The sequence below is a fragment of the Sphingomonas sp. IC-56 genome (genome assembly GCF_021043375.1).
In the GTDB taxonomy this organism is placed as follows: domain Bacteria; phylum Pseudomonadota; class Alphaproteobacteria; order Sphingomonadales; family Sphingomonadaceae; genus Sphingomonas.
Window position 1 is genome coordinate 109,247 of the sequence record NZ_JAJNDV010000008.1, and the last position, 20,083, is coordinate 129,329.

The 20,083-nt window shown below is 63.1% G+C and carries 24 protein-coding genes; 19 read left to right on the forward strand and 5 right to left on the reverse strand.

Going from position 1 to position 20,083, the window contains the following annotated elements; genetic code table 11:
* Nucleotides 1-77: 77 nt before the first annotated feature.
* The 5 genes from LQ953_RS12090 to LQ953_RS12110 all read left to right on the forward strand — a co-directional run bounded on the left by LQ953_RS12090 (nt 78) and on the right by LQ953_RS12110 (nt 4,582).
* Nucleotides 78-950 (forward strand): CDP-alcohol phosphatidyltransferase family protein, encoded by an 873-nt coding sequence (locus LQ953_RS12090; RefSeq protein ID WP_231031159.1) that lies wholly within the window; start codon nt 78-80, stop codon nt 948-950.
* A gap of 7 nt (nt 951-957) precedes the next feature.
* The gene (locus LQ953_RS12095) at nt 958-2,049 is read left to right on the forward strand and encodes an inositol-3-phosphate synthase (RefSeq protein WP_231031160.1); all 1,092 of its coding nucleotides are present in this window, start codon (nt 958-960) and stop codon (nt 2,047-2,049) included.
* 1 nt (nt 2,050) lies between these two features.
* The gene (locus LQ953_RS12100) at nt 2,051-2,764 is read left to right on the forward strand and encodes a phosphocholine cytidylyltransferase family protein (protein ID WP_231031161.1); all 714 of its coding nucleotides are present in this window, start codon (nt 2,051-2,053) and stop codon (nt 2,762-2,764) included.
* Between the two features lie 379 nt (nt 2,765-3,143).
* Complete coding sequence (locus LQ953_RS12105) at nt 3,144-4,214, forward strand: hypothetical protein (protein ID WP_231031162.1); 1,071 nt, start codon at nt 3,144-3,146, stop codon at nt 4,212-4,214.
* Between the two features lie 59 nt (nt 4,215-4,273).
* The gene (locus LQ953_RS12110) at nt 4,274-4,582 is read left to right on the forward strand and encodes a hypothetical protein (RefSeq protein ID WP_231031163.1); all 309 of its coding nucleotides are present in this window, start codon (nt 4,274-4,276) and stop codon (nt 4,580-4,582) included.
* 45 nt (nt 4,583-4,627) lie between these two features.
* On the opposite strand, the gene LQ953_RS12115 is transcribed toward LQ953_RS12110, so the two are convergent.
* The 3 genes from LQ953_RS12115 to LQ953_RS12125 all read right to left on the reverse strand — a co-directional run bounded on the left by LQ953_RS12115 (nt 4,628) and on the right by LQ953_RS12125 (nt 7,608).
* Nucleotides 4,628-5,326, reverse strand: coding sequence for an SDR family NAD(P)-dependent oxidoreductase (locus LQ953_RS12115; protein ID WP_231031164.1), 699 nt, complete (start codon nt 5,324-5,326; stop codon nt 4,628-4,630).
* The gene (locus LQ953_RS12120; RefSeq protein ID WP_231031165.1) at nt 5,323-5,907 is read right to left on the reverse strand and encodes a hypothetical protein; all 585 of its coding nucleotides are present in this window, start codon (nt 5,905-5,907) and stop codon (nt 5,323-5,325) included. The genes LQ953_RS12115 and LQ953_RS12120 overlap by 4 nt, the downstream gene beginning before the upstream one ends.
* 72 nt (nt 5,908-5,979) lie before the next feature.
* Entirely contained in the window at nt 5,980-7,608 is a 1,629-nt protein-coding gene (locus LQ953_RS12125; RefSeq protein WP_231031166.1) for a site-specific DNA-methyltransferase, read from the reverse strand.
* 261 nt (nt 7,609-7,869) lie between these two features.
* On the opposite strand from LQ953_RS12125, the gene uvrA reads away from it, so the two are divergent.
* From uvrA to LQ953_RS12145, 4 genes are all read left to right on the forward strand, one after another.
* On the forward strand, nt 7,870-10,800 hold the full coding sequence (gene uvrA, locus LQ953_RS12130) for an excinuclease ABC subunit UvrA (RefSeq protein WP_231031167.1): 2,931 nt from the start codon (nt 7,870-7,872) through the stop codon (nt 10,798-10,800).
* A gap of 63 nt (nt 10,801-10,863) precedes the next feature.
* Nucleotides 10,864-11,196: a hypothetical protein gene (locus LQ953_RS12135; RefSeq protein WP_231031168.1), complete on the forward strand. Its 333-nt coding sequence runs from the start codon at nt 10,864-10,866 to the stop codon at nt 11,194-11,196.
* A 301-nt stretch (nt 11,197-11,497) separates the two neighbouring features.
* The gene (locus LQ953_RS16375) at nt 11,498-12,877 is read left to right on the forward strand and encodes a DUF5677 domain-containing protein (RefSeq protein ID WP_231031169.1); all 1,380 of its coding nucleotides are present in this window, start codon (nt 11,498-11,500) and stop codon (nt 12,875-12,877) included.
* Between the two features lie 92 nt (nt 12,878-12,969).
* Complete coding sequence (locus LQ953_RS12145) at nt 12,970-13,299, forward strand: cupin (protein ID WP_443026575.1); 330 nt, start codon at nt 12,970-12,972, stop codon at nt 13,297-13,299.
* Nucleotides 13,300-13,412: 113 nt separating this feature from the next.
* Here LQ953_RS12145 and LQ953_RS12150 read toward each other — a convergent pair whose 3' ends face one another.
* Nucleotides 13,413-14,012 carry a hypothetical protein gene (locus LQ953_RS12150; RefSeq protein ID WP_231031170.1) on the reverse strand — a complete coding sequence of 200 codons (600 nt, stop codon included), beginning with the start codon at nt 14,010-14,012 and terminating at the stop codon, nt 13,413-13,415.
* 399 nt (nt 14,013-14,411) lie between these two features.
* Between LQ953_RS12150 and LQ953_RS12155 the strand changes: the two genes are divergently transcribed.
* From LQ953_RS12155 to LQ953_RS12190, 8 genes are all read left to right on the forward strand, one after another.
* On the forward strand, nt 14,412-14,627 hold the full coding sequence (locus tag LQ953_RS12155; protein ID WP_231031171.1) for a cold-shock protein: 216 nt from the start codon (nt 14,412-14,414) through the stop codon (nt 14,625-14,627).
* Nucleotides 14,628-14,699: 72 nt separating this feature from the next.
* Nucleotides 14,700-14,888, forward strand: coding sequence for a hypothetical protein (locus tag LQ953_RS12160; protein ID WP_231031172.1), 189 nt, complete (start codon nt 14,700-14,702; stop codon nt 14,886-14,888).
* A 343-nt stretch (nt 14,889-15,231) separates the two neighbouring features.
* Nucleotides 15,232-15,384 carry a hypothetical protein gene (locus tag LQ953_RS12165; RefSeq protein ID WP_231031173.1) on the forward strand — a complete coding sequence of 51 codons (153 nt, stop codon included), beginning with the start codon at nt 15,232-15,234 and terminating at the stop codon, nt 15,382-15,384.
* A 131-nt stretch (nt 15,385-15,515) separates the two neighbouring features.
* Complete coding sequence (locus tag LQ953_RS12170; RefSeq protein WP_231031174.1) at nt 15,516-16,019, forward strand: hypothetical protein; 504 nt, start codon at nt 15,516-15,518, stop codon at nt 16,017-16,019.
* A 19-nt stretch (nt 16,020-16,038) separates the two neighbouring features.
* A complete protein-coding gene (locus LQ953_RS12175) occupies nt 16,039-16,503 on the forward strand; it encodes a DUF3597 domain-containing protein (RefSeq protein ID WP_231031175.1) in 465 nt (154 codons plus the stop codon).
* Between the two features lie 3 nt (nt 16,504-16,506).
* Nucleotides 16,507-16,977, forward strand: coding sequence for a hypothetical protein (locus tag LQ953_RS12180; RefSeq protein WP_231031176.1), 471 nt, complete (start codon nt 16,507-16,509; stop codon nt 16,975-16,977).
* A 61-nt stretch (nt 16,978-17,038) separates the two neighbouring features.
* The gene (locus tag LQ953_RS12185) at nt 17,039-17,455 is read left to right on the forward strand and encodes a glycine zipper 2TM domain-containing protein (RefSeq protein ID WP_231031177.1); all 417 of its coding nucleotides are present in this window, start codon (nt 17,039-17,041) and stop codon (nt 17,453-17,455) included.
* A 52-nt stretch (nt 17,456-17,507) separates the two neighbouring features.
* Complete coding sequence (locus LQ953_RS12190) at nt 17,508-17,936, forward strand: OsmC family protein (protein ID WP_231031230.1); 429 nt, start codon at nt 17,508-17,510, stop codon at nt 17,934-17,936.
* Here the strand turns inward: LQ953_RS12190 and LQ953_RS12195 are convergent.
* Nucleotides 17,921-18,367, reverse strand: a complete 447-nt coding sequence (locus LQ953_RS12195; protein ID WP_231031178.1) for a cupin domain-containing protein — start codon at nt 18,365-18,367, stop codon at nt 17,921-17,923. The genes LQ953_RS12190 and LQ953_RS12195 overlap by 16 nt on opposite strands.
* A gap of 108 nt (nt 18,368-18,475) precedes the next feature.
* Between LQ953_RS12195 and LQ953_RS12200 the strand changes: the two genes are divergently transcribed.
* Nucleotides 18,476-18,817 (forward strand): glycine zipper 2TM domain-containing protein, encoded by a 342-nt coding sequence (locus LQ953_RS12200; RefSeq protein ID WP_231031179.1) that lies wholly within the window; start codon nt 18,476-18,478, stop codon nt 18,815-18,817.
* Between the two features lie 58 nt (nt 18,818-18,875).
* Nucleotides 18,876-20,060 (forward strand): glycosyltransferase, encoded by a 1,185-nt coding sequence (locus tag LQ953_RS12205; RefSeq protein ID WP_231031180.1) that lies wholly within the window; start codon nt 18,876-18,878, stop codon nt 20,058-20,060.
* The last annotated feature ends 23 nt before the right edge of the window (nt 20,061-20,083 follow it).

Consider the following 20,083-nt stretch of genomic DNA (forward strand, 5'->3'; position numbering starts at 1 on the left):
ACCGTCATCAATTCGCGTTGCCAGGCCGCCGCAAAAGGCTTGCTGACAGGCCGTGAGGCGCTGTAGGTGACAGACCTATGACAGTTCCTCCGCCGGACCGGTCACGGGATCGCCGGATCGAGGATCCGACGAACCTCTGGATCATCCATCCCGCAGGCCGCGTGCTCCTGCCGGGGTTTCTGGCGCGTGGCATTTCGGCGAACGCGGTTTCGTTCGGCGGCCTGGCCTTGGGCGCTGCCGCTGCGCTCTCGTTCAGCCAATGGCATGTCTGGCCCTTTGCGCTGTTGGGCCTGCTTCTTTCGGTCGGCTGGCTGATCGCCGATGGCTTGGACGGGATGATTGCCCGCGCCACCGGCACCGCAAGCCCGCTCGGCCGCGCGCTGGATGGCTTGTGCGATCATGGCGTTTTCGCGCTGATCTACATCGTGCTTGCGGTGTCGATCGGCACGGTGGAAGGCTGGGTCCTCGCCTGGGCCGCCGGCGCCGCGCATGCCGTGCAGGCCAATCTGTACGAAAGCGAACGCGCCCGCTTCCATCGCCGGTGCAAGGGCATTGGCGCCGCGCCGCCGCCTGCGCCCAGCCGCAATCCGCTGGTGCGGCTGTACGACCGCGCCGCCGGCATGCTGGACGGCCTGGCCGCGCCGTTCGACGCGGCAATGGGACGTCAGCGCGACCCCAGCCGGTTGGCGCTTGAATATGGCGCCCGCGCCACGCGCCCGATGCGGCTGTTGAGCCTGCTCACCGCCAATGTCCGCGTGTCAGCCATTTTCCTTGCCTGTCTGGCTGGAAATCCCCGGCTGTTCTGGTGGTTCGAGCTCGTGCCGCTCACCGCAGTGCTCGTCATCGGCCTGTTCTGGCACCGCGCCGTCGAGGCGCGCCTGATCCGAAGCCTGGGCACCCAGCCCGGGCAAACTTCCAATACCGAACAATCACCCACGCAAAGGACGTGAAGTAGTAATGTCGAGCATCAACATCGCCGTGGTCGGCGTCGGCAATTGCGCCAGCTCCCTCGTACAGGGACTTTCCTATTACCGGGAAGGTGCCAACGATACGGTCGGCCTGATGCACTGGGACCTGGGCGGCTACCGCCCCAGCGACATCCAGGTCGTCGCCGCGTGGGACGTGGACAAGCGCAAGGTCGGCAAGGACGTGGCAGAGGCGATCTTCGCCAAGCCCAACAACACCGCCATTTTCTGCTCCTCGGTCGAGTCCACCGGCGCCACCGTGCGCATGGGCAAGGTCCTGGACGGCGTCGCCGACCACATGGCCGACTATAACGACGACCGCACCTTCATCGTCGCTGAAGAGCGTGAGCCGACCAAGGAAGAAGTCGTCGCCCTGCTGCGCGAGACCAAGACCGACGTGCTGATGAACTATCTGCCGGTCGGTTCGCAGGCCGCATCCGAGTTCTACGCGGAATGCGCGCTCGAAGCCGGCGTCGCCTTCGTCAACAACATTCCCGTGTTCATCGCCAGCAACCCGGAATGGGCGCAGCGCTTCACCGATGCCGGCGTGCCGATCATCGGCGACGACATCAAGGCCCAGCTCGGCGCGACCATCGTCCACCGCGTGTTGACCGATCTGTTCGCCAAGCGCGGCGTCAAGCTGGAGCGCACCTATCAGCTCAATACCGGCGGCAACACCGACTTCCTCAACATGTCGAACCACCGCCGCCTCGCCTCCAAGAAGATCTCGAAGACCGAGGCCGTGCAGTCGGTCGCGGCCGAGCGCCTGGACGACGAGAACGTCCATATCGGCCCGTCCGACTATGTACCGTGGCAGAACGACAACAAGATCTGCTTCCTGCGCATGGAAGGCTCGATGTTCGGCGGCGTGCCGATGAACCTCGAACTGCGCCTCTCGGTCGAGGACAGCCCGAACAGCGCCGGCGTCGCGATCGACATGATCCGCTGCGCCAAGCTGGCCAAGGATCGCGGCATCGCCGGCCCGATCGACGCCGCCTCGGCCTATTTCTGCAAGCATCCGCGCACGCAGATGACCGACGATCTCGCCCAGCTCGCGGTCGAAGACTTCATCGCCGCCGCATAAGGTGATCGACACCGCGATCCTGCTCGCGGCGGGCGAAGGCAGCCGCCTTCGCTCGGCCGCCCCGTTCAAGCCGCTGTGCCGGGTGGGTGGGCATACCTTGCTCGCCCACGCCCTGTACGGCCTGGCACAAGCGGGGCTGTCGCGGGCAGTGATCGTGCTCGGCTACGGCGCCGACAGCATCGAGGCGCATCTGCGCGCCCGCCGCTGGCCGATCGCCATAGAAACCGTCCGGACCGAGGATCACCTCAAGCCCAACGGCACCTCGGTGCTCGCGGCGCAGCCCCATATCGCCGGCGGCGAAGCACTGCTGGCGATGTGCGACCACCTCGTCGACCCCATCCTCTACCGCCGCATGGCGCAAGTAGGCGCGGGCGGCGGCACCCGCCTCGCCATCGACCGCCGCATCGGCAGCGACTGGGTCGACCTGGACGACGTCACCCGCGTCCAGACCCGGGGCGAGCACATCGTCGCCATCGGCAAGGGCCTGGAGCCCTATGACTGCTTCGACGCCGGCGTCTTCGCCACAGGCCCCGCGCTGTTCGCCGCTTTAGGCCAACTCGCCGCGCCCTCCCTCACCGAAGGCATGCGGCTCCTGGCCGCGCAGGGCCAGGCGCTGGTTACCGATTGCAGCGACCTCGACTGGATCGACGTCGACGACCAATGGGCGCTGGACAAGGCGGAACGCTGGCGTGGGGTGGCTGTCGCTCGGGCGTGACTTGGCAAGTACGCCGTCGCCCGTGGTGCTACAGGGTAGCCGGACTATTCGATTTTCGCCCAAAACTATGCAGACGGGATATAGATCTAGCTGCTCCGCGCCTTGCTAGTGCCATATCGGGCTTAGCAACCCACCTGCGCCCAGTGATACAAGTTCCTGTCACCGTGCTCGCGGAGCCGATGAGATCAATGCTTCATCTTAACCGGTGGCAGGATACATCTCTTCGAGAGATGGCTCTCGCTGAGAATCCTACTAGTGCAGCCGATCACTTCACCGCAACTTTCCTGCCGACGCCGTGCCGTCGAACGAAACGCGCGATTATTGAGTGCTAGTTGCGCTCCACTCGCATTTCCCTAAACTAAAAATAGGGAGAGGCATTTTGTTCAAATCCAAGACGGTCTTTGTGGTTGGTGCGGGCGCGAGTTGTGAGGCAGGCCTGCCAAGTGGGGAGGCTTTGAAGACCAATATCGCCAGAGTGATGGACATCCGCTTCAACGATTGGGGAAGCGAGCTTATCTCGGGCGACTACAGGATGGTGGATGCTCTTCGTGCAGCAGCCCGCGCAGCCGGGGACGAGCGAGGGAACATCAATCCTTACCTGCACAAAGCATGGCGTATCAGGGATGTGGTTCCAGCGGCAGCTATTTCTATTGATAACTTCCTAGACGCCCACCGCGGCGATGCCCAGATGGAACTTTGCGGGAAGCTTGGGATAGTGAAGTCCATCTTGGACGCAGAAAAGCAAAGCAAGCTGAAACCGCGAGAACCGGGCGAAGCAGATTTCACTCTCCGTGACCTCTCCGGCACATGGTACGTCGGCTTTCTCCAGATGCTCACCGAGGGCCTTCGGCGAGGGCATGCTCATGAAATATTTGATAATGTTAGCATAATCACATTCAATTACGACCGGTGTATTGAACGTTTTTTGGCGCAAGCTCTTGCTGACTACTACGACTTTTCCCCGTCGGCTTCTCAGGAGATTGTCTCCAACCTCCGCATTTTCCACCCCTATGGCCAAGTCGGGAAACTTCCGTGGCAGATCGAGAGTGGAGGTGTCGCCTTCGGGTCCGACTACGGAAACCTTCTTCAACTCGCAGGACAGATCAAGACGTTTACAGAAGGCCTAGATGATCAGCAAATTTTGAGCGGCATGCACGACGCAGTCGGCGATGCCGAGGTTCTGGTCTTTCTAGGATTCGCGTTCCATCCTCTTAACATGGAACTGCTAACACCTGGGTATTCTACAGCTGCTCAACGGATCTATGCTACAACCTTGGGGCTATCCGATAGCGACGAAGCCGTCATCGAAGATGATATCCTACGTATGCTCGGCAAAGATGATCTTGCATTTTTCGATCAGCAGTCACTCAAGCCAGAAATGGCAAAGATGAAGTGCGGCGACTTTTTTCGTCACTACTTTCGAAGCATCAGCGCCGCCCCAGAAGGATGATACGGCAGGAGCTTTTTCCGGATATTGCTAGCACATCCGAATAGGGGTACATTCGAAGGATGGATTTCTCGATACCAGAGGTTCCACGCCTCAAATCGATTCCGGAACATGCATTTGATGCGCTGGTGCTCGAAATTGATCGCTTCCAACAGCGCCTTACGGGAGAACAAGAGGTCGGCGTAGTCGCCAACGGAGCCGGCCTTATAATCCACGTGGGCCAACTCCGCTTCTCTGGGCAGATGATCGTGTTCGACGGCGTTGATGGCGACGGTCGTGAAGCTCGCCTTATTCAGCACTATACGCAAGCCAATGTGCAAATGATCGCGGTTCAAAAGCTTGCCGACCAGCCGCGACGCATCGGATTTTGATCTAGGCTCCTTAGTGAGTTCTCAGATGAAGCCTCCTAACGCTTCTTAAGGCGCCACTTCCTTCCCCTCATAGTCAAACAGCTTCCCGCTATCCGGCACCTTCAGTTCCTCGATCACGTCGAGCAACTGCATCGCCGCGCGGTCGGGGGTGAACAGCCGCCCGGCCTGCACATTGCCCTGGAACGGCTTCGACAATGCGGTGTCGACCGTGCCCGGATGCAGCGCCACCACGATCGCGCGGCTGCCCCGGCGGCGTTCCTCGATCGCCAGCGTGCGGACCATCATGTTGAGCGCCGCCTTGGACGCGCGATAGCCGTACCAGCCGCCGACCTGGTTGTCGCTGATCGATCCCACCCGCGCCGACAGCGCCGCGAACACCGCGCGTCCGTCCTTGGGCATCAGCGGCAGGAAGTGCTTTGCCACCAGCGCCGGGCCGATCGTGTTGACGGCATAGACCTGCGCCAGCCACGCGGGATCGAGGTCGCGCACTGCCTTTTCCGGGCCATGGCTGTCCGCGTGGAGCACCCCTGTCGCGACGATCACCAGCCCGGGCGCCGGCCCCTTGCCCACCAGGGCCGCCGCGGCGGCGATGCTGGCCTCGTCGCTCAGGTCGAGATGCTGCGCCCCACCGCGCGACCGGGCAAAACCGTGCACCACGTCAAACGCGCCCTCCTCGATCAGCGCCGCTTCCAACGCGCCGCCGATCCCGCCCGAAGCGCCGATGACCACCGCTGCACCGTTCATCGCCGCGCCCCCAAACCGCTATTCTCCTCGGTGACAGGCGCCCCCTCACCCCGCTCCAGCGCCGCATACAGCGCCATCCACCGCGGCGTGATCGCGTCCAGCCGCGCCTGGTCCCGCGGCGTAATCGCATGGTCCACCCCCGGCTCGCCATAGGCGTTGAGGATCTCCGCGCGCTCCCGCGCCACCGCGACATATTCCTCCGCCACCGCATTGCCCGGCTCCGCGCCCAGCACATTGGCGCGATACCGCAGGGAATCGAACACCGCTTGCGGATCGCTCAGGAACAGCGTGCGCGTCTGCCCGTACAGCATCGGCGTCACGTCGATCAGCCTGCCCTCCGGGCTCCGCCAGATGCCATGATGCTCCGCCTCGAAATAGCGCCCCGGCCAGCGCCAGATCGCCCAGCCATAGGCCACTTCGCCGCCACCCCGCGCCACCGCTGCTGCGGCATTGTCGAAGCAATAGGCGATGCGCGCCGCCTCGCCCGGCACCACGTCCACATATTCGGGCACGCCGGGCGCCACTGTGACGCAGAACGCCAGCACCGCATCATCGATCACCTGCGGCGTATCCGTACCCAACGCATGCTCCTGCGAGTCTCCAAGCCCAGGCACTTCGCCCCAACCGAGCCGTCGCGCAAGGCCGGCAACCGCCTACAGCAAGCTGGCCTGCGCGCCCGGCTGGTGCGAGGCCCGCGTCTCGACGCGCGCCGCCCGGCGATTGGGACTCACCAGCGGCGGCAGCTTGGGCTTCAGCCCGCCGAACAGCTCCGCCAGCGTGAAGATCTGGAGCCGCGGAAAGCGCCCGAACTCCATCTCGGCAATCCCGTGCGCCGCGGCCTCTTCCGCCATCCCGCGCGTCGGCAGCCCTGCGCACACGAATACGCCCAAAGGGTGCTTGTCCCGCTGCATCACGCCCCAAAGATCGCGCACCATCGCCGGGTTGATGTGGGTGCCGGCCTTCACGGAAATCACCCCGGTCTCCGGCTTGGCCCCGCGCCCAAGATAATAGAAGTACCCGTCGACCCCCTTGTCGCCGCCCTTCTTGCCACCCATCCACGGCCACCCACCCAGCTTCAGCGTGATCCAGGCCTGGAACTGGTGCGGATCGTCGCGCGCCAGCCGCTGGGCCGAAGCAAGATCGCGCGGCACGCCCACGGTCTCGAACTCCACGCCGTCACCATAACCCTCGCGCAGCCGCTTCTCGATCAGCCCGATCGCCAGATGCGTGACATCGATCCCGATCCACCGACGCCCAAGCTTCTGCGCCGCATCGACCGCCGTCCCGCACCCGCAGAAGGGATCAAGCACGACATCGCCCGGGTTGGAGGAGGCGGTTATGATCCGCTCCAGCAGGGCACGCGGCTTCTGGGTCGGATAGCCGAGCCGCTCCTGTGCCTGCGAATTAAGCGGCGGAATATCATCCCACAAGTTCTGCATGGGGCGGCCACCACGCTCATCCAGATAAAGCTTCAGCCGCAATCGTCCGTCGGACTTGGCTGGATAGTGGAGCAGGCCCTCCTCATCATATTGCCGCATCTTGTTCTGGGTACACGTCCAGCCATTGGGATGAGGCTTGTAGGTAATGCCGTTTAGCGCCGCGTAGTCATAGTGCAGATTGGGCCTCACGCCCGGGTTGCGCATGTCTCGCGTGGTGAAGCGTCGGCCACTCGCGTCAACTTGATTATACTTGGTGTCGATGTGCTTCTCGGAGAGCGGCATCATCGGTTTGTTCCAGACGGGACTTGGCCCCTTCGAGTAGTAGAAGATCGTGTCGGTCACGTCGCCATAAGTAGCGGAGACGTTGCCGTGCGCACTGGTCCGCTTCCAGACGATCTCGTTCCGGTACCTCTCCAACCCAAACACCGCGTCCAGCACCAGCTTGAGGTAATGGCTCGCCGTCGGATCGCAGTGCAGGTACAGGCTCCCGGTCGGCTTCAGCACGCGGTGCAGTTCCACCAGCCGCACCGCCATCATCGCCAGGTACGCCAGCATCGCGTTCGTGCCGATCGACGCGCGCATCGCCTGCATTAGCGTGTGCAGTGCATGATTGCCGCTATGCATGATGTCGAGCAGCGCCTCCTCGGCGGCAGGTCCCCAACTCCAGGTGTCGTCGAACGCCTCGATGCTGGCGTCAGCACCCGACCCGATCGGCGACTTGAACAGGATGTTGTAGCTCGCATTCGAATTGAACGGCGGATCCAGGTAGATCAGGTCGACGCTTTCGTCCGGCACATGCTCGCGCAGGACATCGAGATTATCTCCATAATAGAGCTGGCTCAACGCGTCGTCTCTCCAGTGACGTGACCCGGTGCGAGGCAGTACTTGATCAAAACGTGAGCGGTTGCCGAACATTGTCCGTTACGGAGCAGCGCTCCCTCCCCAGAACCCCGCAACAGCATGGGCCGCGAGAGATGGCGGGCCAGAACAGCTGCCTCCGTTTCGGTGCTTTCGTCCGCGCAAGCCGCCACGCTGGCGAAACCCGATCGCTCTTCCTATCTCCGGCTCTGGCACTCCCTTTAGAACAAAGCTAGAACCCACCGCATGGCACTTACCACCATCTCCGTCCGCGGCGCGCGTGAGCACAATCTCAAGGGCGTGGACATCGACATCCCGCGCGACACGCTGACGGTGATCACCGGCCTGTCGGGCTCGGGCAAGTCGAGCCTGGCCTTCGACACCATCTATGCCGAGGGGCAGCGCCGCTATGTCGAGAGCCTGAGCGCCTATGCGCGTCAGTTCCTTGAGATGATGCAGAAGCCCAATGTCGAGCATATCGAGGGCCTCTCCCCCGCCATCTCGATCGAGCAGAAGACCACCAGCCGCAATCCGCGCTCGACCGTGGCGACGGTTACCGAGATCTACGATTACATGCGCCTGCTATGGGCGCGCGTCGGCGTGCCCTACAGCCCCGCCACCGGCCTGCCGATTAGCGCCCAGACCGTCAGCCAGATGGTCGACCGCGTGCTCGCCCTGCCCGAGGGCACCCGCCTGCTCCTCCTCGCCCCCGTCGTGCGCGGCCGCAAGGGCGAGTATCGCAAGGAGCTCGCCGAGTGGCAGCGCGCCGGCTTCCAGCGCGTCCGCATCGACGGCGAGATGTACCTGATCGAGGAAGCGCCCGCGCTCGACAAGAAGTACAAGCACGACATCGAAGTCGTGGTCGATCGCCTGGTCGTCCGCGAGGATATCGCCACCCGCCTGGCGGAGTCCTTCGAAACCGCGCTCAAGCTCGCCGAGGGCCTGGCCTATGTCGACTTGACCGACGGCGTCGTCCCCGGCCGCGAGAACGACGCGGCGGACGCGGGCGCGATGAAGGGCGCCGGCATCCCCGCCAACCGCATCGTCTTCTCCGAAAAGTTCGCCTGCCCGGTCAGCGGCTTCACCATCCCCGAGATCGAGCCGCGCCTGTTCTCGTTCAACGCGCCGCAGGGCGCCTGCCCGGCCTGCGACGGCCTGGGCGAAAAGCTCGAATTCGACGAAGACCTCGTCGTCCCCAATCACGAACTGACGATCAAGAAGGGCGCGATCGTCCCCTGGGCCAAGTCCAACCCGCCCTCCCCTTACTACATGCAGGTGCTCGGCTCCCTCGCCCGCGAGTTCGGCTTCAGCCTCGACACCAAGTGGAGCGAGCTGCCCGAGGAGCATCGCTACGCCATCCTCCACGGCACCCGCGGCAAGGCGGTCACGCTCACCTTCGTCGACGGCAAGAAGTCCTACGACGTCAAGAAACCGTTCGAGGGCGTGATCGGCAACCTCAACCGCCGCATGCTCCAGACCGAGAGCGCGTTCATGCGCGAGGAGCTGAGCAAGTACCAGGCCGCGCACCCGTGCGAGACCTGCGGCGGCGCGCGCCTCAAGCCCGAGGCGCGCGCCGTCAAGGTCGCGGGCGAGGACATCTCCCACGCCACCCACCTCTCCGTTGTCGACGCGCTCGCCTGGTTCCAGAAGCTGCCCGACACGCTCACCCCCCAGCAAAAGGAAATCGCCCGCGCGATCCTTAAGGAGATCGACGAGCGCCTAGGCTTCCTCAACAATGTCGGCCTCGACTATCTCAACCTCGACCGCACCTCCGGCACGCTCTCGGGCGGCGAGAGCCAGCGCATCCGCCTCGCCAGCCAGATCGGCAGCGGCCTATCGGGCGTGCTCTACGTCCTCGACGAGCCCAGCATCGGCCTCCACCAGCGCGACAACGACATGCTGCTCGCCACGCTCAAGCGCCTGCGCGACCTCGGCAACACCGTGCTGGTGGTCGAGCATGACGAGGATGCGATCCGCACCGCCGATTATGTGATCGACATGGGGCCGGGCGCCGGCGTCCATGGCGGCGAAGTCGTCGCCAAGGGCACGCTCGCCGAAGTCCTCGCGACCGAAGGCTCCGTCACCGCCGACTATCTCAACGGCACCCGCGAAGTCCCGCTCCCCGCCAAGCGCCGCAAGGGCAATGGCAAGAAGCTCACCGTCCACAACGCCACCGCCAACAATCTGCGCGGCGTCACCGCGTCGATACCCTTGGGCACCTTCACCTGCATCACCGGCGTGTCGGGATCGGGCAAGTCGAGCTTCACCATCGACACGCTCTATGCCTCGGCCGCGCGCACCCTCAACGGCGCCCGCGTGCTCGCCGGCAAGCACGACAAGATCACCGGGCTTGAGCATTGCGACAAGGTGATCGACATCGATCAGTCGCCGATCGGCCGCACCCCGCGCTCGAACCCGGCGACCTATACCGGCGCCTTCACCCAGATCCGCGACTGGTTCGCCGGGCTCCCGGAGGCGCAGGCGCGCGGCTACAAGCCCGGCCGCTTCTCGTTCAACGTCAAGGGCGGCCGGTGCGAGGCGTGCCAGGGCGACGGCGTGCTCAAGATCGAGATGCACTTCCTCCCCGACGTCTATGTCGAATGCGACGTCTGCCACGGCGCCCGCTACAACCGCGAAACGCTGGAAGTGAAGTTCAAGGGCAAGAGCATTGCCGACGTGCTCGACATGACGGTCGAGGACGCGCACGAATTCTTCAAGGCCGTGCCCCCGATCCGCGACCGCATGGCGATGCTCGCCGAAGTGGGCCTGGGTTACGTAAAGGTCGGGCAACAGGCCACCACCCTCTCGGGCGGCGAGGCCCAGCGCGTCAAGCTCGCCAAGGAACTCGCCCGCCGCGCCACCGGCCAGACCCTCTACATCCTCGACGAGCCCACCACCGGCCTCCATTTCGAGGATGTCCGCAAGCTGCTGGAGGTCCTCCACGCCCTGGTCGAACAGGGCAATACCGTGGTGGTGATCGAGCACAACCTCGACGTCATCAAGACCGCCGACTGGGTCCTCGACCTGGGTCCGGAGGGCGGCGTCAAGGGCGGCGAGATCGTCGCCCAGGGCACTCCGGAGACGGTGGCGAAGGAACCGCGCAGCTTTACGGGGAAGTATCTGGCGCCGCTGCTCAAGCCGCGCAAAGTAACCGAACAGCAAGCCGCCGCCGAGTAACCTTGCCTCTCCCCAATAGGGAGAGGGAGGGACCCGTCGCGCAGCGATGGGAGGGAGAGGGGCATGACCGAAGCACCGGACGCCGAGCAGGACCTGCAAGCCCATTTCGAAGCCGAGGACATGCGCCTCCGCGTCCAGATCGCCGGCTATGCCGGCGTCGCGGTGGTGGTGCTGCTCATAGCGCTCGCGCCGATGCTTTCCGGCCTGAATATCGCCGGCGACGGGTGGCGCCTATTCGTCTGGGCGACCGTCTCTCTACCGCTGCTGACCATCACCGGCCTGGCTTGGAAACGTGGCCGCTTCCGCATGGCGAGCGGCCATGTCCATCGCGGCTGGATCGTCCGCGCAGCAGCGGTGTTGGTCCTTGCTTTGTCGTTCGGGTTTTTCTGGTTCTGATAACCTCACGCAGGGCAATTGCCAGACGGTGGATAGTAGGAGATCGTGCTAGGGTGCGCACCAGATTAGCACGGTGTACTGCAGAGCTATCCGGGGACGCCTGCCACCCGATTCAAGGCGAAGTAGGTTGCGAAAGGCGAGAGCTAAGAATCAATCGCTGCTGCGCCTTTGTTGAGGATCATAGGAGACGATTGTGGCAAGAGGTGACAGGAGCAAGAGCAGACATCGCGGATCACGAATTCGAGATCATCATCGAGAAGGTAAGCGCCTCTTGCCACCTTATGCCAGGCTCCCTGGATCAGTGGAACTTTCCTCATGGAGGGATGAAAGGTTACCAGAAGTTATTTGGGCGGCATTGATATGCACCAGGTTAACTCGGGATTTGTATTTAGGTATATTTAGAGATATATCTATAGCGACGAAGGATAACTCTGAACTAGTTTTCGAGGGGATGGGCCACTCAAGGCTAGCCAAGCTTTCAGCCGATGAATTCAAGACATTGCTAGCTCCTGTGCTAAACTTAAAGGATGCGGTTGCAGCCCTAGCCCCACTCCGGTTGCTGCCAGATCTACCTGATATCCAGCATTGGCTTCCTTACATTCCCGACATTACAAACACTCAAGAAGCATGGACCAGCCTAGCTGAAGCAATTGCTGCGAATTCATGGCATCAATCGGAAAGCGCCACTGATATTAGGTGGCTTAAGGTCATCACGATGATCACAGCGGGAAAGATAAACTATCCCGGTGAGATGGCAGAATCATTTCAGTCAATCCTCGGATACCCTGCTGTTGGCGACATGCGGAAAGTGCGCCCATTAATTCGCGCAACTGAAATGGCGTTCGCCATGCCGATAGCCGATCCTACGTCGTCACACTGGCCGCTAAACTTCTGGAAGGTATGCCTAAACTTAACGGGCTGTGTTCCGGCTCCCATAAGACAGCCTCAGGATATCAACGTCTCTAAGATGATTGATGAGACAATAAGAATTTACGCTGTAGCAGCGGAGCATTTTCATAACTCTATCAGCACTACAGACATAGATGACCGCCTTGATGGCACCTTTGGCCTAACTTTATACGGCATAGTCACGCAGATCACGCTGCTGATGTCAGATTCCCATCAGAGGGTTCAAGGTAGACTTCTTGTTAGAACCCTTGTGGAAATATACATCACACTCTCTTTCCTAATAAAAAAAGATGATGATGTTTTTTGGAAAAGGTATCGTAATTATGGCAGCGGTCAAGCTAAGCTCGCCTACCTAAAATTGATAGATCTGGATAGCGATGAAGTACCATCGTATGTTCGGTTAAATGAGCTTGAGGAATTAGCTAACGAAGACCGCTGGCAGGAGTTTGTAGAAATAGATCTTGGCAACTGGGCGAAGCTGGATTTAAGGAGAATGAGCGAGGAAGCGGGAGTCAAAGACGTGTATGATCGTTATTATTCCTGGCCTTCTGGCTTTGTTCATGGGCAATGGTCAGCAGTAAGAGACACAGTTTTTGACCTCTGTGTTAATCCGCTGCATCGTTATCATAGAATACCATCACCACCACGACTGGACATGGGCAGTGTCGCTCCAGACGGAGCAAAGCTAGTGAACTTAATTCTCGATCTGCTCAATCAAGCTTACCCTCCTTTCAAGCCGCGCCTGAAGGTAAAACACGGCATCCAAGATTAAGAACCGGACGCGTCAAATCATTTCACAGTTCTTGGTAAGCGCTCGTGCAGCCGATCGCTCCAAAAAAACTCTTATGATTGCATGCTAGAACCATGCCCCACCTCCCCACCAACCCGGCCCATCTCGGCCCCGGCGCCACCGCATCGGTCGAGCCCGAGTTCACCGGCATGGAATGGTACGCCGCCTACACCGCGCGCCACGCGGCCGACGGGATCGAGGGTCGGCTCGTGTCGCAATACAGCTTCACCGAAAGCTGGGACTCGTGGGAGGTCCACCCGCACGGCGCGGAGATGGTGATCTGCACCGCCGGCACCCTGACGCTCCACCAGGAGCATCCCGACGGCAGCACCGAAACCGCCACCCTCCACGCGGGCGACTATGCCATCAACCCGCCCGGCACGACCGGGGTCCCCGCAAAGTAACACTTTGCGGGGTGGTGTGGGCACACCGCCGACGTGGCGCAAGGCACCACCGCCACCGCGATCTTCATCACGCCGGGCGAAGGCACCACCCACCGCCCGCGCTGAGCCGCGCCTCAGACCAGGCCTTCGCCCACACCCACCACCATCAGCAGCACGATCGCCACCGCCAGCATCGCCACGTTCGCGCGCCGCCCCTTCACCTTGAGCAGCGCGGTCAGCAGCGCCACCAGGCACAGCCCGCCGCCGCCGACCAGCCATTCTGCGGCCTCGCTCATCGCCAGTTCCGCCTCGGGCGACGGCTTGACGATCTCCAGCGCGATCTGCCCGATCCAGCTTCCGACGTTCGCGATCAGCAGTCCGGCGATCACCAGCCGGTTCTGCTTGTCGTACCAGTCGTCGAAATCGGGCCATTGCTCGGGCTCGTCAGGAAAAATCAAAGTCGCGGCCAGGTAATAGATGCCGACGATCCCCAGCACGGCGACCAGCGTCAGGTAATCCGCGCCGATCTGGTTGCGCGCCTCCCACGCCACCAGCCAGAAGCTCATCAGGTCGAGCACGACCAGCAGGCCCAGCAGCGGTGTCAGCCAGCCGATCCGCACCGGCCGGTTGCCGCGCTTGCGCTTCAGCGCCCGCGAGAACCCACCCAGCACCTCGGCCACCGCCAGCCCCAGCAGCAGCCCGAACACCGCGAACACCAGCTCAAATGCAGACATCGCCTTCCCCCTCGGCCCCACTCCCCAGCAGGTAAGCAGCTTCTCCCCCGCCCCGGCATAAAGCAAGCATGTCGCTACGCCCGGGCACTGGCTGCCGCGCGGCCTTGCAATGTAGGATTTGGCCTGCTTTGCTCGCGCGGTGACCTTTCCGGCCAGCCAAATCGAATGGGCTCGGGCGCCTGAAAAAGGTGCGTTTGGCCTAAACTTTTCTAAACTTCCAAGCGGTCTGGCCCGCTTCCGGGCGGCGCACTTGTAATTCTTTGGCAAGCGCCCATATGTAGTGCGCTTCAGTCGCAATTGACGGTCTTCGGCGCTTTGCGGCCCTTCTTCCTTCTCTCTGCCTTGCAGCACGAGGTTCGTCCAAAATCGGGCGCGCCGACCACAGAAGGAATATTTTCCATGAGCAGCAACATCGGCACCGTTAAGTTCTTCGACGCCACCAAGGGTTATGGCTTCATCGCCCCCGACAATGGCGGCCAGGACGCTTTCGTGCACATCAGCGCCGTCGAGCGTTCGGGCATGGGCACGCTGAACCAGAACCAGCGCGTCAGCTATGACCTTGAGAACGACAAGCGCGGCCGCGCATCGGCCGTGAACATCGACGCCGCCGAATAATCCTTCCCTCTGTCCGGCGCGCCTCGTTTCGCGGGGCGCGCCATTCTAACCTCACCGACGGGAGCTTCACTTATGGGTAACCAACCCGATTATCGCGGTCAGGCCGCCAAGTGCCGCGCCGACGCCGATGCTTCCACGCTCGACAATGTCCGCGACCGCAATCTGCGCGCGGAGGCCGCATGGCTTGAAATGGCCCAGCGCCAGGACCGTGTGAGCGCGTCGCGCCGTGAACGTGAGGCACCCTTACAGGAAATTGCATGAATTTGATTGATACCGTTCCCGCTACCCAGACTGCGCGCCGCACCCGGCGCACCCTGACTCCGATCTTCTGCCCGCGCGAAACCGCCCGGGCTGCCGTGCGCGAAGTGCTCGGCTGAGCGCGCGACCCGCTGGAACTGCACAGTCTTGCAGATCGCGGGTCCGCTCTCCATCTACCCATCAGCGTGCCGGCACGTTCCCACGGGAACCTTCGCGCCCTTCAACACTTCCGACTTTAGACAAAGGGGCTGGCGGACCGCCGGTCCATCTCCCCCTGCGTCGCCATTCGGAAGATGGCCGCCGCGCGAAAGCGGCGGCGCATTCGTCAACGCAAAACAGGAAAACGATGAACTTCTTTACCAACATTCACGAAATGCAGATTACCCGTAGCAACAACCACTCGTTCTCGGCCTTCGTGCCGATGCATCGCCGCCTCTTCCCGATTGAACCCTGCCCGCGCGAAGTCGCGCGCGCCGCGGTCCGCGAAGTGCTCGGCTAAGCCCCAGGCGGGCGTTTCGGGGCGCTTTTATCAGCGACCGATCCGCCCGCGCTCAGGCCTGATTTCTTCAGGGGAACACCACCCCAGCCTGCCCGTTAAGCCAGCAACCCCAATCATGACGGGATTGCACCATGGCAGCCAAGACTCCCCCCAAGCGCGAACCCCGCGCGAATGACAACGGCGACACCTCCGGCACGCTCTCCAAACAAGTCGCGGCGAACAAACCCAGCGGCCGTTCGCTGGCAATCGGTACGCTGTCGGCAGGTGCCGTGATCGGCGCCGTCGTCGCCGCGTTGTTCGGCGCAAAGAAGCTGAGCAAGCGCAGCTACACCGACGGCCAGCCGCTCGCCCCGGGCGCCCAGCCCGACCCGGCGCCCACCCCCGCCGAAGGTCCCGCCGCCGCGCAGGCCGCCCCGACAGCCGGCTCGGCCGAGCATGTCCCCACCGACCTGATGGGCGACAAGCATCCCGGCTTTGAGGACCGCGCCGTCGATGCCTTCCGTCCCGATCCCACCGCGCCGATCCCCGTTGGCGAGCGCGACGCCTTTCGCCCAGCGCTCGCTGGTGCATCGGCCCCGACGCTCGTTTCCGGCCAGGCGCAGGAAAACGAACGCCTCAACGCCACGCCGTCCTGATCAGCAAGGAAACACGACAATGAGCATCTTCGGCAAGATCAAGGACGCGATCTTCGGCAAGGGCGGCGGCCCCTTTGGCGACAATTATCTCGGCCACAGCAACAACCGCCGCGACACACCTGCGCCTGCCCCCCAGGCTCCGGCGGCGACTCCGGCGCCCCAAACACCGTCCGCCCCCCAGGCCCAACAGCCGGCACCCGCTGCGCCGGCCCAGCCGCAGCAGCCGGTGGATGTCGAGCAGGTACTGACCGGTATCGCCGCGAGCAAGGGCAATCCCGCTCTCAACTGGCGCACGTCGATCGTCGACCTGATGAAGTTGCTCGACCTGGACTCCAGCCTCGACAACCGCAAGGAACTGGCGACTGAGCTCGGCTATACGGGCGAAAAGAACGGCTCGGCGGAGATGAACATCTGGCTCCACAAGGCCGTGATGCAGCAGCTCGAGAAGAGCGGCGGCAAGGTTCCGGCCTCGCTGAAGGACTGAGCCATGGCAGTCGACTACACGCAGCTGTCGAAAGGGCTAGGTTGGTTTTCCCTGGCGCTCGGCGCGGCTGAATTGCTGGCACCCCGCAAGATCACCCAGGCGCTCGACGCCGAGGGTAACGAGCGGCTGGTAAAGGCATTTGGCGCGCGGGAGATCGCCGCTGGCCTCGCCATTCTCGGTGCGCCCGCGCATACAGAGCGGGTCGGCTCGCGGGTGGCGGGGGATGCGTTGGACCTTGGCGCCCTCGCGCTCGCCGCACGCAACTCCCCGCGCAACCCTTGGGTATGGGGAGCGATAGGCTTCGTCGTCGGCGCAACGGTCGCCGATGTGCTGGTGACACGAGGTCTGAAACAGGTGCCCACGCTGGACGACATGGATCCCGCCAAAGCACCGCCGCCGCGTGCCGGCTCAGGCAAGGCAACCTCTCCAGAGCCTGCCCATACTGCCAGCGGAACGCCACCGGTCGTCGCGTGATCGCAACCTTCGCGGATGCTCGGGCATTGCCTGTGTATCCGACAACCTAGGGAGATCACGATTGCGTACCCTGATGCTCGGCGCTTTGGCAGCTGCCGCTGGCCTCAGCGCCTGCACAGACACCGGCTATGGCACCGGCTTTGGCGGCGGAGGTTACCGTAGCTATGACTGGAACCGGCCGGACCCGTCCTATGGGGACTATTATGCCGATCGCTATTACCGCGGAGGCAACTACCGCGAGCGCCGCCTGTCGCGGAACGACCGCGTCTATCGTGGGCAGAATGGCCAATATTATTGTCGCCGCTCGGACGGCACCACTGGCCTGATCGTCGGCGGCATTGCGGGCAGCGTGCTCGGCAATATCATCGCGCCTGGACGTTCCGAAACCCTCGGCACGCTTCTCGGTGCCGCTGCCGGCGCAGTTGCTGGCCGTGAGATCGAGCGGAACCAGGATCGTAACCAGGTTCGCTGCCGCTGACCCGGCACTTCCCGCCGCTTCCAAGCGGGCGGCGCAAACGGAGAATATGCGTATGACAACCCGCACCGCAACCGCCCGCTACGAAGGCTTCGGCAAGGAAGGCAACGGCCAGCTTACCGCGCCTTCGGGCGTGCTCGATGCGACGCCCTATGGCTTCAACACGCGCTTTGGCGATGAGAAGGGCACCAACCCGGAAGAGCTGATCGCCGCGGCGCATGCCGGCTGCTTCACCATGGCGCTCAGCTTCGCGCTCGCCAAGGCTGGGTTCAGCGACGGCAGTCTGGAAACCAAGGCGGCGGTGAAGCTGGAGCAGGATGGCGAGGGCGGGTTCACGATCACGCGTTCCGACCTGACGCTGACTGCCTCAGTGCCCGGCATTTCCGCGGAGCAGTTCGAAGCGCTGGCCCGCAGCGCGGAGCAAAATTGCCCGGTGTCCAAGCTGCTGAAGGCCGAGATCAACCTGGACTATACTTTAGCCTGAGCATCATCCGCGCCCGGAGCCCATCCGGGCGCGGCCAGTTCGAAGCCGGAGAATTCAAAACCGGGTACGACCACGCAAGTGAGCAGCGCCCATCCCTCGCACGCAGTCGCAGCTTGCCACGTGCCGTTCGGCACCCGCGCTTGCGGCGACTGACCGCCAAGCACGTTGCCCCCGAGCACCACCGTTTTCGTGATTGCCGCATCATCACCGATGTGGAGTTTCAGCGGCGCTCCGGCATGCCACAACCAAAGCTCGTCAGCATCGACGCGGTGCCAATGCGACCGCTCGCCTCCTTCCAGCAGAAAGTGGATCGCCGTTCCCGCCGCGCGTTCTCCTTCAGCCGCCTCGGCCCGCCACGTTTCCCGGTACCAGCCACCTTCTGGATGCGGAGCCAAGCCGAGTTTTTCGATGATCGCCTGTGCTTCGCTCACCCTAACCTCCGATGACCGTCCTGTAGTTCTGGGTTCATGAAACCGGCGGTACAGGCGGGACGTTTCGTTACCAGTTCCAAATGATGAATGATCTAGGGAGTAGTTCAAATGCGTAATCTGATGCTCGCCGCTGGCGCACTGTCGCTGCTGGCCCCCGTTTCGATGGCGCTGCCGACCGCGAAGGCAGAAGCCAAGTCGTACAGCTACAAGGACGATCAGCGCCGCTCGCGCTATCGGGAATGGCGCGGTCGTGACGGCCGGACCTATTGCAAGAAGTCGAACGGCACCACCGGCCTGGTGGTCGGCGGCATCGGCGGCGCGCTGGTGGGCCGGACGATCGATACCCGGGGCGACCGCACTGGCGGCACCGTACTCGGCGCTGTTGCAGGCGCACTGGCCGGCCGTGAGATCGACCGCGCCAACAGCAACAATCGCCGTCGCTGCCGCTAAGGCTGGCTGACCGCACGCGGAGCATGGAGTTAACGCTTAGGCGCGTATAAGCGCCGCCATGCTCCAAGTGCTGGTCCTTTCCACACTCTTCCCTGACGCGACCCGGCCGAACTTCGGCATCTTCGTCGAACGTCAAACGCAGGCGCTTGCCGCCCGAGACAATGTCGAAATCAGGGTAGTCGCGCCACGCGGCATTCCGCCTTGGCCTCTTTCCCTGCTCGACCGCTATGCCCTCCTCGCCGCGCTTCCCGATCACGAAACCTGGAACGGGTTGCAGGTAGATCGACCGGCCTTTCTGAACCTTCCGGGCACCGGCGGCCGTTTCCATGCCGCAGCGCTCACTCGAGCCGTGATTTCCGTTCTGGACCGCATCCGTGGCGAATTCCCGTTCGACGTGCTCGCAGCGGAATTCTTCTTCCCTGACGGGGTATCCGCAGTGGCCCTTGGCCAGCGCTATGGCGTACCGGTGTCGATCAAGGCGCGCGGCTCGGATATTCATCGCTGGGCCAGCAAGCCAGGGGTGGGCCGCCAGATCGTCGGAGCTGGATGCGCCGCCGACGGAATGATCGCTGTATCCGAAGGTCTGCGCGACGACATGGCCGCGCTCGGCATGCCGCGGGAGCGGATTTCCTGCATTGTCACGGGCGTCGACCTGTCCCGCTTCGCACCCGTGGACCAGATTGCAGCCAAAGCGGCACTGGGCGTGAAGGGTCCGCTGGTGCTGTCTGTCGGCGCGTTGATCCCGATCAAGGGGCATGAGATCGTGATCGAAGCGGTAGCAGCGCTCCCCGGCGTGACCCTATGGATCGCGGGCGAGGGCCCTCACCGCCCCATTCTTGCCAGGAAGATCGCTAAGCTCGGCTTGGGAGACCGCGTGCGGCTGCTGGGCGCGGTTCCGCACGACCAGGTCGCACGGCTGCTTGCCGCTGCCGACATCATGGCACTTGCGTCGGAGCGCGAGGGGCTGGCCAATGCCTGGATAGAGGCACTGGCCAGTGGGACGCCCATTATCATCCCCGATGTCGGCGGCGCCCGGCAGGTTGTACGCACGCCCGAGGCCGGCCGCATCGTGCCAAGAACGCCCGCAGCATTTGCTGCGGCAATCCATGCACTGATTGCATCGCCGCCACCAGCAGCAGCCGTACGAACCACGGTCGAGCCGTTTACCTGGGAAGCGAACAGCCGCAACCTTCACGCCTATTATCAGGCGTTGATCGACCGCCACCGCGCGACACACGCCTGACGGAACGCGCGCCTCGCTGCTCC

Coding starts and splice junctions, on each gene's coding strand:
- LQ953_RS12090 (WP_231031159.1), top strand. CDS start 78: ATGACAGTTCCTCCGCCGGACCGGTCACGGGATCGCCGGATCGAGGAT.
- LQ953_RS12095 (WP_231031160.1), top strand. CDS start 958: ATGTCGAGCATCAACATCGCCGTGGTCGGCGTCGGCAATTGCGCCAGC.
- LQ953_RS12110 (WP_231031163.1), top strand. CDS start 4,274: ATGGATTTCTCGATACCAGAGGTTCCACGCCTCAAATCGATTCCGGAA.
- LQ953_RS12115 (WP_231031164.1), bottom strand. CDS start 5,326: ATGAACGGTGCAGCGGTGGTCATCGGCGCTTCGGGCGGGATCGGCGGC.
- uvrA (WP_231031167.1), top strand. CDS start 7,870: ATGGCACTTACCACCATCTCCGTCCGCGGCGCGCGTGAGCACAATCTC.
- LQ953_RS12135 (WP_231031168.1), top strand. CDS start 10,864: ATGACCGAAGCACCGGACGCCGAGCAGGACCTGCAAGCCCATTTCGAA.
- LQ953_RS12145 (WP_443026575.1), top strand. CDS start 12,970: ATGCCCCACCTCCCCACCAACCCGGCCCATCTCGGCCCCGGCGCCACC.
- LQ953_RS12150 (WP_231031170.1), bottom strand. CDS start 14,012: ATGTCTGCATTTGAGCTGGTGTTCGCGGTGTTCGGGCTGCTGCTGGGG.
- LQ953_RS12155 (WP_231031171.1), top strand. CDS start 14,412: ATGAGCAGCAACATCGGCACCGTTAAGTTCTTCGACGCCACCAAGGGT.
- LQ953_RS12160 (WP_231031172.1), top strand. CDS start 14,700: ATGGGTAACCAACCCGATTATCGCGGTCAGGCCGCCAAGTGCCGCGCC.
- LQ953_RS12165 (WP_231031173.1), top strand. CDS start 15,232: ATGAACTTCTTTACCAACATTCACGAAATGCAGATTACCCGTAGCAAC.
- LQ953_RS12170 (WP_231031174.1), top strand. CDS start 15,516: ATGGCAGCCAAGACTCCCCCCAAGCGCGAACCCCGCGCGAATGACAAC.
- LQ953_RS12175 (WP_231031175.1), top strand. CDS start 16,039: ATGAGCATCTTCGGCAAGATCAAGGACGCGATCTTCGGCAAGGGCGGC.
- LQ953_RS12180 (WP_231031176.1), top strand. CDS start 16,507: ATGGCAGTCGACTACACGCAGCTGTCGAAAGGGCTAGGTTGGTTTTCC.
- LQ953_RS12190 (WP_231031230.1), top strand. CDS start 17,508: ATGACAACCCGCACCGCAACCGCCCGCTACGAAGGCTTCGGCAAGGAA.
- LQ953_RS12200 (WP_231031179.1), top strand. CDS start 18,476: ATGCGTAATCTGATGCTCGCCGCTGGCGCACTGTCGCTGCTGGCCCCC.
- LQ953_RS12205 (WP_231031180.1), top strand. CDS start 18,876: ATGCTCCAAGTGCTGGTCCTTTCCACACTCTTCCCTGACGCGACCCGG.